The organism is Chitinophaga sp. G7 BAM 1005 (assembly GCF_057126945.1).
The window spans coordinates 472,781-486,923 of sequence record NZ_CP181478.1 but is presented as its reverse complement, the minus strand read 5'-3'; the positions used below and the strand labels follow the sequence as shown (position 1 = coordinate 486,923).

Here is a 14,143-nt window from a genome sequence, read left to right as displayed (position 1 = left end):
TTTTTTCAGTTCAGCGTTAGTGTCAAGACAACTTTGTAATATTCGGGATTATTTTCAATAAATAAAATGTGTTGATCAGGATATAATAGAATAAGCCTTTTACGGGTGTTGCTTAATCCGATCCCCCCGGTTATCTTTTTGCCTTCCGGCAGCTCTCCTTTGCTATTCGAAATTTCAAATTTCAACCGGTTATCCGATACATCCATTGATGCGTGGATCCAGCATTTATTGGCTGTAGTACTATGTGAATATTTAAAAGCATTTTCTACAAAAGGAAACATCAGCAATGGCGCTATCTGGTAGCCCTCCATTTTCTCTGTATCACAATCGAAATGGATACTGGCATTTTTTCCATAACGCACACTTTCCAGTTCTACATAATTTTTCAGAAACTCCGCTTCCAGGTCCAGTGGCACCATTTCTGTATTTGAATCATAGAGTGTATACCGCATCATTTCCGAGAGGTGCATGATCAGGTCCGAGGCCAGTGCGTCATTTCTGATAGACAATGAATAGATATTATTCAGTGTATTAAACAGGAAATGCGGGTTCAGCTGGGAGCGGAGAAAATCAACCTCCAGGTTCAGGTTATCCCGCTCCAGCCTTAATGTACGGGTGGAAGCGCGGATAATGTCCAGGATCAGTTTCAATGACATAGGCGGCGCTACCGTCATCAATACAGGAAAGAAGATCTTCAGCAAATGATTAGGTGAAAAAGTATCTCCCCATCCGCTATCAACCACCCGTTCCAGGAATTCCCTCACCGGAACATCCGTAATCTCCAGAAATATAACTACATACAACGAGCATAGGTAATTAATAACAGACCAGAACAGGAAAGGTATTATTAAACATACAATCGTAAGAAAAAAGTATCCCTTTAGTAAAACCTTCGGTATTGTAAAATAAAAAACGAAATAAAAAAAGAACATGGCGCCCAGCACATTCCGGATAACAAATACAAGACTGGCGCTGGCGGAAACAGCAAAAGTACCACTCAATAATAAAGCATAGAACATTGCCATGCATCCCCACATGAGCACATGCGCCCATATCCTGACTCTCGTTCCATAATACTTATCAGATAAAAAAAATGAAAACCATTCCATGAGTTTCCGGCTGATATCAGGCGGCTCTCCATTGGTTTTTCTTCTGAAAAAAGCTAGCATCGTATCCCTGAATATAAAAAATTTACACTAAGCAGGAAGCAAGTAAGATAAAAATACTTTACCAATCTGAATTTTCTTTTATCATATAAATTTTCAATATCATACAAATACCCTTTTCAGTCCATAACTTACACATTATGAATGCCTTCTGCCAGCACCCAAAGTATGCAATGTTGGATACAACCGCATTTTCATCGCGTTTATGAGTCAATTCATCTAATAAGTTTAATCGCTTGCTATTTAATGCTGACTTTTGAGATGCAAGCCTGAATATATTCGCTGGTTTAAGCTCTTTGCCGTTACAAATTCTACAAAAACAAGGATGAAGCGTGCATTAACCTGCACAAAAGATACTTTCATCCATTGTTGTTACCATTGTCACTTAAAAGATTGACATTCAACTTATTAATAATATTACACCAATCTGGTCAGAAAAACTAGCGAATTTTGTCCTGTGTGAACTCCAAAAAAAGATTATAGCTGAGGGTATGAACATCTACCTGCTAATACTATTCTATTCTATGGAAACACTATGAATTTCCCCCTTACAGCTCTAAAAGAGATAGGCAGCCGTCTATCTCTTTTTATTATAGAAATACTGCACCCATTGCCACAATACCAACAAACTCATCAATAACAGGATCAGGTAGCCCACCGGCTTCCCATGATAAAGCCCCTGGCACATCCGGATTACGCCGGCGGCCAGTAACACGATCACCAGTCCCCTCATAAAAGGAAAAAAACCGGCATATTGCCGGAATAATACAGCGAGATAACCAATGATAATACACCCGCCATAGAACACGAGGAATTTCTTCCCGTTAATGGCAAAAGGGTTCCACTGCGATGAAATGTAGTGAACATACAAGAAGGGCAAAAAGAAGGCGCCGATGGCAAGGAGAGAAAGAAAGAGGGGCCGTGGAGTTGTTTTATTTTTCATCGTATCATTTTTTTAAGATCAGGATCCGCATCCGCCACATCCACCTCCGCAACTGCTGCCACAGCTACTTCCACAGCTGCTGCCGCTACTACAATTACTCCCGCCGGAATCATCTTCCCTGTCAACTTTCGTCTTTTTCTTATTGCTTTTTGCAATAAGAAGCCCCAGAAACAGCGCCACCATTGTATATCCAAAGAAAGGCGCACTGTCGCCCGTACAACCGGTAAAGAAGAAGGATAAGAAGAAAAGGGGTGTTAACCAGCGCCGGGGAAACAAGGTAAAGCGCTTTATCAGGGAGAAGGAAAGGGAGGGGGATTTATTTAACCAGATAGTTTCAGGCGGATCTTCTCCAAAACATTGCCGGTATAACTGCAGCGTATCCTCCTGCCAGGCCGCGTGCTTCTGTTGTTCTGCCCGTCCGCCGCCGGAAGGATAATGGTGGATCTTTTTACCCAGCGTTTTCTCACAAAAAACTTCCCAGTAATTTTGGGTGTAAAGTAAATGCTGGTGCCAAACCTTATCTACAATTTCAGAAGGGGAAGCGCCCGTTGGAGAAATACAGCAGAGATAAATAAAACGTTTATACTCCTGTATGGCCTGCCGCGTAAAGTTTTCGCTCCAGCGGTGTTCCCGGGCCAGCTTCTTGGAAAACGGGAACTTTATATCCGGCTCATCCAAACGGAAGTTGCTGATCTGCTCCCAGAGCAAGGTACCCGGTGATAAGGCTACGAACTGGTTGTTTTTCATCATCATAATTTCATTTTTTATTTGTTATTACCAAGATGAAATTATTTCAGAATACTAAAGTCTTGTGCGTATCTTAGACAGACCTATTTCCGTATTATAATCGTATTATTATGAGTAAGGAAGAATTGCTTAACCTGGAGCGGCTGATGAATTACATTGCTTATCAATACCTGAAAAAGGTAAGCTGGGAAGATGTTTCAAAAACAGAATGGAGCCACGTTGTAGATGAGTTCAACGCAGTCATCGGCAAACAACAGCGCTTCAGGAAATTAGCCGCACCTCCTTCCCTGTTCGGCGACAATTATTTCTATGAACACCTCGTGATCCGGAAACTGAAAGCAGCTAAAAACAATACTGCCATTGCAGCATTGAGCAGCCCGAATTTTTCCAAACTGAATGTAATGGCAGTAGCACTTGGCTTCAGCAGCTACATTGATTTCATCAATAACTCGTCAGAGGTATACCCCTTTCATGAATTGAAGATCGGTATTCCCCTGTCGGCAGTCAATCATAAGTTACTGGATCACCTGGTGGGATACTGGTACTGCTATAACCGTAACCTTCCTTTTAAGTCGGGCAGGAAAGCGGCGGAACGCATCTGGAGATCTTCCCTGGAGATATATAAATCGGGTGATGAATACCTTGTGGAGCGTACCGGAAGGGATAATCATATGTATTACGGTAAGATAACCTCTTATGCCAACTACATTTTTATCATCATGAACAGTACTACGTTTATCCGTCAACGTCATTTCATCGGCCGGCTGAAAGATATGGAAGATAATATAAAGAGATCCGGGTATGCCATCAATGAGTTAAACTTTGTAAGCACCTGCGTGAGCTTTAATGAAGAACCTATAGCGCTGTATGAAATATTTCACCGGGTGGCAAAAGTAAAGGACTTCGACAGAACATCCATAGACCTGGCCTTTGACAGCCCGCTGCTGCCAAAGCATATCCTGGTACATCTGAAAGACAGTGAGCAGAACAGGATCATGCAACACTAAAACAACCGGCTGTTAAAAGGTACCCGCACCCACGGACTTTCCGGTGCTACCAGCAGGTGCTCCATATTATTGCGCAGGATCTCAAAACTCCCCATTTCCACCCCGTTCCATACACAACGGGCAAACTGGTAGGAAACGGAGAGGTGCTTCCAGGAAGTGTAAGTTCTTTTAATCAGCGGAACACAAGCCTGTATATATTCCTGCGCCTGCTCATAGCTGATATAACCGGCATCGTAGCCAGAGCGGCTCAGGTTAATAATACGGCCAAAGTCCCAGATCAGCATATCCGGCTGCAGGTTTTCGTTTATGAGTTTCCGTTGCCTGAACAGCTCCAGGGCTTCACGGGTATTGCGTAAGCGTTCCATCACTACCGCTTCTTCCAGCTCATTAGTGGCAATATGTTCCTTCAGAAAGACTTTGCTTTCTTTCATAGAAACAGCATTGATCGCCTGCCAGATAATATCATATTCTATCCGGTGACCGCTCTCCTGCAGCCAGGCCAGCGTTTCCTGCAATTCTCCGGTATTGTTGATATCCCACCATTCCGACAACTGTTCGCGGCATACCTGCCCATCAGCGCCGGTAGTAACATCATTCAGGTACCGGCGGTTTACAAAAGCAATATCAGCGCCGCAGGCTACTGCCCATTGTTGCAGGATATCCAGCCGGCTGCGCGGATTCAGAGATAAGGCCGGCGGATGTTCATCCCCGTCCGTTACATCTGCATCATCCCCTGAAAATAACTGGTTAAACTGTTTCACATCCTTAAACAGGGCTGGCCAATCGTTTGCCGAAGTGGCAGGTTGCTGTAACTGCTGCTTGTACAAGGCAATTTCTTCTTCGCTGAGTCCCATATTGCGCAGTTGCTGCTCCATATAGTGCTGCTGATCCATCAGGATTGGTTAAGGGTTCGGTTAAAATGAGCTAATTCCTGGTATTTACGGATAAAACCAGGTTAAAGTTTTTCTTTAGGTATCGTAAAGATAGATAATGTTCTGATACGATTGCAGGCAATATGAATAATAGCTTCACGGGCAAGCTACCCGAAAGGGGATTGCCTCCGGCCGGGCGCCCCGTTAAATACCGTTACCCCCTACAGGTAGCGGCAGGTGTTTGTAAAATAAAAAGGGATGTTGCAGTACAACATCCCAATCACTATAACTAATTTCTAACACTAAAAAGTTCTGTCGCGTTTATCCAGTTTCCCTCTCCTGTTGTGTGGTTTGGGTCTTCTTGGAAGTGCCTTCGGCATATCCGGGTTGGCGCTGTTGGCTTCCATCAGTGCCGCTTCTTCAAACGGATGGGACACGGAAGGAATGGTTTGCCGGATCAGTTTATTGATGCTGTGGAGGAATGGTCTTTCTTCTGTATCACAGAAAGAGAGGGCATAACCTGCCGCACCCGCTCTACCGGTTCTGCCTATACGATGTACGTATGTTTCAGAAACATTTGGCAGATCGTAGTTGATGACGTGTTCCAGTGAATCCACATCGATACCTCTTGCAGCAATATCTGTAGCTACCAGCACACGCAGGCGGCCATTTTTAAAGTTGTTCAGGGTATTCTGGCGGGAAGCCTGTGACTTATCCCCATGCAGGGCATCTGCATCGATGTTACGCTTCTTCAGGTTTTTTGCGATCCTGTCGGCGCCATGCTTGGTTTGGGTAAACACGATGGTACGTTCAATACGTTGGTCTTTCAGGATGGTTTCCAGCAATGACTGTTTATCTTTCTTCTTTACAAAGTAAACGGATTGTTCAATCCTTTCCGCGGTAGAAGATACCGGTGTAATGGTAACTTTTTCCGGTTTGTAAAGTAAAGAGTTAGCCAGTTGCGCGATGCTGGGCGGCATGGTAGCCGAAAAGAAAAGCGTTTGGCGCTGCTGTGGCAGTTCCCTGATCACCTTTTTGATATCGTTGATAAAGCCCATGTCCAGCATGCGGTCGGCTTCATCCAGCACAAATATTTCGAGGTGGTTCAGGTAAATGTAACCCTGATTCATCAGGTCGAGTAAACGACCCGGGGTGGCAATCAATATATCTGTTCCGTTGCGCAGGGCAATAGTTTGCCTGTGTTGCGGAACACCACCAAAAATCACATCGTGTTTCAAACCGGTGTGTTTGCCATAGGCGGCAAAACTTTCATCGATCTGCACCGCCAGTTCCCTGGTGGGCGTGAGAATCAGTGTACGGATATGTTTAAAGCCTTGTTTTTCCGGCGTACTGTTATGTAATAACTGTAAGATGGGGATAGCAAACGCAGCCGTCTTACCGGTGCCTGTTTGCGCGCAGCCGAGGAGGTCTTTACCTTCCAATACAATAGGAATAGATTGTAATTGTATAGGAGTAGGTGTAGTATACCCTTCGGTTTTAACTGCTTTTAAAATGGGCTCAATAAGCCCTAATTGCTCAAATAACATGTTGATATATCTGATGTAATAAATATAAAATAACGCTTCTTCATCTTTAGCGTTATCACAATTGAGGAGAGCAGTAAAGAAAAGATTTCCGGACTGGAGAGAATAGATATTTCTGTGCTTTATGCTTTTAACTCAACAGACGGAAGCAAAGATACTGATTTTCTGGTCAAGATGCTGATAAATTAAAAAAAAGCCATATGAAAGCGGTATTTTAAGCGTTGAAAAGGTTTGAAATTGCCGTTATCAGGGCTAAATAGAAGAAGCCGCTTCACAGCGGCTTCTAAAAACTTACTTTGCTGCCTCCGGTGCAGCATCAGGTTTGGTTTTTGGCTCTTCATCCCCGTGATGACAGGTATAACAGGAAACCGCCATTACTTCACTGCCTTTAAAGAATTTCTTGTTGATGCGTTTGGTCATCTTCATCATATCCCTGGCAGTGCCTTTATGCGGATTAGCGTCGCTGGCAAAATCCAGCTTCTTTGCATCATCTTTCCGCGGCTCATGACAGAAATTGCATTTTACGCCCAACGCAGCATTAAAACCGCGCATTACCTTGATCAGGTCATCATGACTGATATCTTTTGGCAATACTTTCAGATTGGTAGCCTTCTCCGGCTCCTGGGGCAATGCGAGTGAACATAGGGTGCCGACAGCCATAAATGCCGCCACCACTACAAAGCTCTTCCTGATTTTCATTGATCTTGGGTTTAAATAAGTCTGTAAATGCTTCCTTCAGGGAAGGAATCTACAAAAAAGAATAATAAGTTGTAAATCTTTTAGTGCGGAGGTTCTTAACAAAGGTTGTCTTTCTCTGGATTACACTGATTTTACTGATTAGCTTTGGAAGATTTTGGAGGATTGATTGGGAATGCTTTGCACATGCTTTGCACATGCTTAGCTGATACTTAATACATACTTAATACGTGCTGATAACGTGGAGGTGACGTGGAGGTGACGTGGACTTGAAGCTAAGATCCTTTATCACAGGGCTTTACAGGCGAAAAAACACAGGGCGTTTATGCACATTACTGCCATACAAGTGAAACAGCACGCTAATATACTGTTGAAAATGAGTGAGTGACATTCAATAAATTATTATTATTAAATATTACTTCTCTATTACATCTTTTTTTAAATTATTCAAAGAATAATGCTGGTTAAAGCATCTTAATTTCACTGAATTTTCCGGAAATCCTATTAAAAGAGCAAAAATAAACCAATTTTCAGGAGAAAATACTGATGCTGAATTAAAATCTGTCAGTGCACTAATCTTCCAAAATCACCTAAAGTTAATCAGCGTAATTCAGAGAAAGACAACCTTCGTGAACCCCGCACCCAGACGGATGCGGGGGCTTTTATAATTATGAGGACTTAGTTATTGTCAACACAAAGCTTATTATAGATCAGTTCATCGGAAGAAATCGGCCAGATATACTGCGGTACCGTTGGCGCAATAACAGGCACCGTACTGCTTTTGGCAGGGAACGGAATACCAAGACGGGTAATCTCCATACTTCTGAAACCTTCTCCCAGCAATTCAATATGTTTCTCCTGGGCAATAGCCGTCAGCAAGGCTGTTACATTGGCAAAATCAGCCACGGTATAAGTGATGGTAGCATCGGAACGGTGTCTTACCGCAGACAACAGCGCTACTGCAGTTGGATCTACTGAATTGGTTTGCCGCGCCCGCGCTTCTGCCAGGTTCAGTAATACTTCTGCATACCTGATCACAGGAATATAATCTGTGAAGGGACTTGGAGTAGGGAATTTGGTCCAGTAGTTTTTCCCGAGAGATTGTACAATAAACTTCCTGCGTGTATCGGTGGCAGACTTCCAGGAAGAATCAGCGATCACGCCATTAGGATGCATGGAGTACTCACCATTACCGGTGAATGGTTTTGCAGCAGGCGTAAAATAATATCCAAGCTGTGTTTGTGTGCCCGGAAAATCGTCTGTAGAACCGGTAAATGGCAAGGAGAATATAGATTCCCTTGTAGAATACGGCGGCGCAAATATCTTTTGTACATCCGCTTCCAATGCATGCCCGGCGGGTGATACAAACGGTGCACTGGCAGACACCAGTTTTGCCGCTTCTGTTATCACTTTATCATATTGCTCCATATACAGGTATACACGGGTTTTGTAAGCAATAGCGCTATAGGCGTTAGCGCGCGTAATAGAGGTCAGGGCGCCTGCGGCTGGTTTTGTTAATAACGTTTCCGCAGAATCCAGGTCGCGGATAATCTGCGCATATGTTTCATTCACGGTACTACGCGCACGGGCATAACTACCAATTTTAGCATGTCCTTCGGTGTGAATAATTAAACCCGGTTTACTGCCGGCCCCATCCCAATGCGGGCGCGCATATAACTGCAGTAATGAAAAGTAACTCACACCCCGTACAAATTTCGCTTCGCCGGCATACTGCTTCGCAATGGAATCACCTACCACCTGGTTGCCAACAGCATTCATACCTGTAAGAAAAACATTCACGTTATTAATCGTGATGTAACCCTGCGACCAGATCTCCTTCACTTCCTGCGCTTCACCGGTGGGCACCATTCTCCAGCTGGCATTCAATGTTACGTTGTTTGACTTTTCATTCACAAAGTCTTCGCCCCTTACTTCATTGGCAATGGCATATTTTCCTCCGAGGAACTTGCCATGTTTCATTACAGAATACAAGCCATTCGCCTGGCTGGCAATCCGCTCTTTGGTTTCAAAAGCCTTGAAATCAGGAATATCCGTAGAGGGAACCGGGTCCAGTAATTCTTTCTGACAAGCACCCAATCCTATCACAGTAACAACCAATATATTTAAAACATACTTTTTCATCTTCTTTCAATTTAAAAGTTAACATTAAGACCCACTGTCAGTGTTCTTCCATTACCAAGCGTGTTACGGTCAACACCCTGACCGGAAGCATTATTACCATTAGAAGAAACTTCCGGGTCCGGACCAGGATACTTTGTAATCAGCGCAAGGTTTTGTCCTCTTACATACACTTTGGCGCCCTGCAGCCGGATGGCGTTTGCAATATTATCAGGAAGACGGTAAGTGAGCGCGGCGGTACTTAATTTTACAAAGTCGCCTTTAAAAACATTTGCGGCAATTGCAAAAGAAGAACCGTTGGAAATGTTATCCCCGTATACAACACGTGGCATATCAGTCTGATCGCCGGGGTTCTGCCATCTGCTTAACACATCTGTACTGTTGTTCCAGTAACGCTGATCTCTTAACCCTGCATTACTACCGTAATAAACGTAAAATCCTGTTTGATAGGTAAGCAGTACATTCAGCTCAAAGGCTTTGTAGCGGAATGTATTTTCCAGTCCGCCGAGTACTTTCGGATTGGTGTTTTTATACGCCACCGCATCTTTCACACCCACGGTAGGAGCAGTTTTGCCATCTTCATATTTATACTTAACAGCATCTGCATTATTAAAATATACCTTGTCGCCGTTGGCATTGATAAAGATCCTTCTGCCTGTTGCCGGATCCACACCATCAGTACGTACTACGTACAACATGCTGGTAGGATAGCCCACTTTGTTGATGCTGGTTTGTTCCAGGCTGCTGGTAACAAAAGGAATCGCGGTGATATCGCCGGCAAGTGATGTCACTTCATTTTTGTTATGTGCAATGTTGAAACCGATGTTCCAGGAGAAATCACGCTTATCAACAGCTACCGCGTTTACACTGAACTCTATTCCTTTGTTATACATGCTGCCCACGTTGGTTGGGATGGTAGCAATAGTAGCCGTAGTGCTGGTAATAGGAATACCGGCAGATGGCATTTGCGGTACAAACAGGATTAGGCCGTTAATATCATTATAGTAATAAGAAAACTCACCACTGATCCTGTTATTCAGGATGCCATAGGTAAATCCTACATCTGTTTTCTTACTGGTTTCCCAGTTCAGATCGGGGTTACCCGCCTGGTTAAAATAGATAGAAGAACTACCGCCGTAGGGAGCAGGCTTGTACAACGATAATGCGTCGTAGTCGCCCAGACCTGCGAAGTTACCCACTTTGCCATGACTGGCCCTGATCTTGAAGCTGCTGAATACATTATTAAGACCGGCGTTTGTCCAGAATGCTTCTTTCGTAATTTCCCATCCTGCAGAAAAACCATAGAAGGTACCTTTCTTAAAGTTGGGACCAAAAGCGGAATATTGGTCCTGTCTTACATTGGCGCTTAAATAATATTTTTCATTGTAATTATAATTTAAACGGGAGAAGGCAGATAACAGGTAATTTTCTTTGCGCAGCAAATAACGCGACAGATCCGTGAGCCAGCCTCCTTCACTATTATTGAAATAGTTGTCCATCTGCTTCTGGCGGCGCAAACCATAGCGCTCGCGTGCATCGCGCTGTTGTTCAAAACCTGCCAGCAGGCTCAGGTTGTGCTTACCGAAAGAACGGTCCAGTTGTACCGTATTGGTCCATACCCAACGTTTGTTTTGTGTATAAATACTGGTAACATCACCGGTAGAAGACACGCCATCGCCCGACAGATAATTGAGATAAATATCGTTGTTCATCAGGATGTAATCTGCACCATACTGGGTTTTTAAGGTGATCCACTCAGCAGGTTTCAACTGCAGATAAATGTTGCCCTGAATGTGACTGGCTTCTGTATTGGAATGATCCATATCCAGCAGTACCTGCGGATTGTAGATACCGATAGGCAGTGTATTTTTTCCACCGCTCATACCGGAACCACTGGTATTATAACTTCCATCATTGTTAAAGGGAGATACTAATGGAGAAGTGAGGAAAGCGAGACGGGCAAGACCGCCGGAGTTAAAGGCTTCCCCTTCCAGCGAGCCGGAAGATCCGGAGATGAGGCTTTGCTCATTGGAGTAAGACATGCGCGCACCGATGGAAAATGCTTTTCCCAATTGCTGATCAATACTGAACAGGAGACTTTTACGGGCGAAGTCATTTTTTTTCAGGATACCCTGTTGTTTGGTATACCCTGCAGAAAAGTAATAGCTGGTACTTTCCGAACCACCGGAAACATTTACGTTATGATTCTGCGATATTGTTTTGTCGCGGTACACCACATCCATCCATTTGGTATCAATCACTTTACCATTGGCATCGAGGTTAGCTACATATCGATCCGCATTACCGGCGTTTTTCAACGCTTCATTTTTCATTTCAAGAAACTGTTCTGTATTCAATACAGTAGGCAGGCGTGTAGGTTTGGTTGTACCCACCCAGCCATCGTAGGTTACTTTGGGGCGGCCGGCCTTACCTTTTTTGGTTGTTACAAACACTACGCCATTGGCAGCACGGCTACCGTAAATAGCAGTAGCAGCAGCATCTTTGGCGATATCTATAGACGCGATATCGGCAGGGTTGATACTTGATAATGGGTTCAGCGGAGAGCTGGAAATACCTGCGCCCACATCTCCTGAAAATGCGGGTACGCCATCAATAACGATCAACGGATAAGCGCTCATGGAAATAGAATTGGAGCCGCGGATACGGAATACCGGCGGGTTGTTCACGATTCCGTTGGGTACTGTGATCTGCACACCTGCTGCGCGGCCACCTAAACCAGCCTCAAAGCTTTGTACCGGCAATTCCGCGATGGCGCCGCCTTTCACAGAGGCGATGCTGCCGGTTACATCTTTTTTACGTTGCGTACCATAACCTACTACCACTACTTCAGAAATAGATTTTGAATCGGGCAACAGGATTACACTGCCTGTAGAATTGCCTGTGATAGGCAGCGTTTTTGTTTCGTATCCTACAAAAGATACTTTCAGCGACTTAACATTTTCAGGTACAGAAAGCGAGAACTCGCCCTTTGCATCAGTAACAGTGCCTGTTCTGCCGCCGGGTAAGCTCACAGAAACACCAGGTAATCCATTACCGGTATCGTCTGTTATCCTTCCTTTCACAGTGCGGGGATGCTGTGCCAGCAGCGAGGTGGCTATCAATAGCATACCTGCCAGCACGAGTAGAAGTTTCCTCATGTCAGTTTAGATTTAATTGTTGATAAAAAATTACAATGGTGGTATCAAGATTTTGGCAATAGACATCCTGCTCCGGCTTATGAAACCGAATTGAAATGCGTTAAAATGACCAGGTTATTACATTAGCTAAAAGACAATACAGTACTGGGTTTTAAGGTTTTAGTTATAATAATAAAGGTTTAGATTCAGATTCTTGGTTGCTGTTACAGTGCAAATGCACACAATAAGGTTCACCAGTAAATATTACTGGTTGCTTAAAAATAAAAAAGAAATTTAACTTTTCATCGCAGTGATAAATATTACTTAATATTCATTTCTCCAAAAACGATTTTTCAACAGGCTAACATTTAGCTATCAGCGGCTTATATATTTAATTCTCACCCGAATTTTTTTATTCCCCTTGCATCTGTTTTTATAAAACATACTAATAACAGGGATATCAGGCAGCGGGATTTAATCCGCAATAACCGGGTTTTTTACCGATATTCACGAGGCTACCTTTGTTTAAAAACATGGAGGCTATGAATCATTATAACACCATTGCCACGGCAATAGACTATATTAAAGCGCATTTCAAAACACAGCCCGACTTACAGGAAATTGCTGCGGCGGTACATATGAGCCCATTTCATTTTCAACGTGTATTTGCAGAGTGGGCAGGGGTAACTCCTAAAAAGTTCCTGCAATACCTTACACTGGATTACGCCAAAACGATGCTGAGAGAAGAAAAGGTGACCGTGTTTGATGCCGCCTTTGAAGCAGGTCTTTCGGGTACCGGCCGCCTGCACGACCTGTTTATCAATATCGAAAGTATGACACCGGGAGAATATAAAAACGGCGGAAAGGCATTACGCATCAATTACAGTTTTGCTGAGAGTCCGTTTGGCGATATCATAGTGGCATCCACTTCCAAAGGTATTTGCCACATGGCTTTTGCAGACGATCAGCAACTTGCCCTGCAGGAGCTGACTGCACAATTCCCCCATGCGCAGTTTACCCAGATGGTGGATCTCATACAGCAAAACACCCTGTATATTTTTACGCAGGACTGGAGCCGGCTGTCGGAAATAAAACTGCATTTGCGGGGAACGGACTTTCAACTGAAAGTATGGGAAGCGCTCCTGAAAATTCCGATGGGTAACTTAACCACCTACTCCCAGCTGGCAAGTACCCTTCAAAACCCAAATGCCTCCCGTGCGGTAGGTTCAGCAGTAGCGCAGAATCCTGTGGCATTCCTGATCCCTTGTCACCGCGTAATTAAAGCTACCGGCGACACGGGGCAATACCACTGGGGCAGCACGCGTAAAAGCGCCATCATCGGCTGGGAAGCCGCAAAGAAAGGGAATGCCGCCGGAGGGGAAATATAATCATCCTGTTATCTTATCAAACATGCTGCAAAGACAAAAAACAAAGGGCTGCCCGCTTGTGTAGGACAGCCCCGTTTTTGCTTATGAAAAAAAGGACCAGCACTAAATAGTGCCTGCCGGTTAGACGAGGAAAAAAAAAGTTTATCAGAAAAGTCAAAATATCACCATTGTATAAACGTCATCAACATGCCTGCAGGGCATGAGCATTAGTTCTCTCACGAAAGATCAGCGTCTGGTTTAGATGTTAATCAAGTTAGTTTATCGTTTGTGATACTCCTGTTTTTCAGATTTTGGTTGCTTGCTATAAACACATCCTCCCGCAGATGCTCAGTAGTGCTTAATAGGTTACCTTAAAAATAAAAAATAATTTTACATTTTCATATATAAATTTCCTGTTTGTTTGCAGACCGCACTAAAAATTATCTCCACATTTAGTATCAACCCTTTACATATGCCAATATCTACGTGTTTTCTGACCTTTCCATAAAAAAAAGATGGCCTCCG

General features: G+C 43.8%; 10 protein-coding genes. 2 read left to right on the top strand and 8 right to left on the bottom strand.

Translation table 11 applies throughout. The features are described from left to right. Nucleotides 1–5 precede the first annotated feature (5 nt). The 3 genes from ACMXI2_RS02020 to ACMXI2_RS02010 form a co-directional block, all read right to left on the bottom strand. A complete protein-coding gene (locus tag ACMXI2_RS02020) occupies nucleotides 6–1,169 on the bottom strand; it encodes a sensor histidine kinase (RefSeq protein WP_483780056.1) in 1,164 nt (387 codons plus the stop codon). A 574-nt stretch (nucleotides 1,170–1,743) separates the two neighbouring features. Next, the gene (locus ACMXI2_RS02015; RefSeq protein WP_483780055.1) at nucleotides 1,744–2,109 is read right to left on the bottom strand and encodes a hypothetical protein; all 366 of its coding nucleotides are present in this window, start codon (nucleotides 2,107–2,109) and stop codon (nucleotides 1,744–1,746) included. Nucleotides 2,110–2,127: 18 nt separating this feature from the next. After that, nucleotides 2,128–2,862, bottom strand: a complete 735-nt coding sequence (locus ACMXI2_RS02010; protein ID WP_483780054.1) for a glycine-rich domain-containing protein — start codon at nucleotides 2,860–2,862, stop codon at nucleotides 2,128–2,130. Between the two features lie 104 nt (nucleotides 2,863–2,966). Between ACMXI2_RS02010 and ACMXI2_RS02005 the strand changes: the two genes are divergently transcribed. Beyond that, nucleotides 2,967–3,863, top strand: a complete 897-nt coding sequence (locus ACMXI2_RS02005; protein ID WP_483780053.1) for a hypothetical protein — start codon at nucleotides 2,967–2,969, stop codon at nucleotides 3,861–3,863. Here the strand turns inward: ACMXI2_RS02005 and ACMXI2_RS02000 are convergent. The 5 genes from ACMXI2_RS02000 to ACMXI2_RS01980 all read right to left on the bottom strand — a co-directional run bounded on the left by ACMXI2_RS02000 (nucleotide 3,860) and on the right by ACMXI2_RS01980 (nucleotide 12,272). Then, the gene (locus tag ACMXI2_RS02000) at nucleotides 3,860–4,756 is read right to left on the bottom strand and encodes a DUF1266 domain-containing protein (RefSeq protein WP_483780052.1); all 897 of its coding nucleotides are present in this window, start codon (nucleotides 4,754–4,756) and stop codon (nucleotides 3,860–3,862) included. The two genes, ACMXI2_RS02005 and ACMXI2_RS02000, sit on opposite strands and share 4 nt — an antisense overlap. Nucleotides 4,757–5,037: 281 nt before the next feature. Then, nucleotides 5,038–6,282 carry a DEAD/DEAH box helicase gene (locus ACMXI2_RS01995; protein ID WP_483780051.1) on the bottom strand — a complete coding sequence of 415 codons (1,245 nt, stop codon included), beginning with the start codon at nucleotides 6,280–6,282 and terminating at the stop codon, nucleotides 5,038–5,040. 288 nt (nucleotides 6,283–6,570) lie between these two features. Then, a complete protein-coding gene (locus tag ACMXI2_RS01990) occupies nucleotides 6,571–6,978 on the bottom strand; it encodes a c-type cytochrome (RefSeq protein WP_079469258.1) in 408 nt (135 codons plus the stop codon). Between the two features lie 675 nt (nucleotides 6,979–7,653). Then, the gene (locus ACMXI2_RS01985) at nucleotides 7,654–9,117 is read right to left on the bottom strand and encodes a RagB/SusD family nutrient uptake outer membrane protein (RefSeq protein ID WP_483780050.1); all 1,464 of its coding nucleotides are present in this window, start codon (nucleotides 9,115–9,117) and stop codon (nucleotides 7,654–7,656) included. An 11-nt stretch (nucleotides 9,118–9,128) separates the two neighbouring features. Next, a complete protein-coding gene (locus tag ACMXI2_RS01980) occupies nucleotides 9,129–12,272 on the bottom strand; it encodes a SusC/RagA family TonB-linked outer membrane protein (RefSeq protein ID WP_483780049.1) in 3,144 nt (1,047 codons plus the stop codon). Between the two features lie 521 nt (nucleotides 12,273–12,793). Here ACMXI2_RS01980 and ACMXI2_RS01975 point away from each other — a divergent pair. Next, on the top strand, nucleotides 12,794–13,639 hold the full coding sequence (locus ACMXI2_RS01975) for a bifunctional helix-turn-helix domain-containing protein/methylated-DNA--[protein]-cysteine S-methyltransferase (RefSeq protein WP_483780048.1): 846 nt from the start codon (nucleotides 12,794–12,796) through the stop codon (nucleotides 13,637–13,639). Nucleotides 13,640–14,143 lie beyond the last annotated feature (504 nt).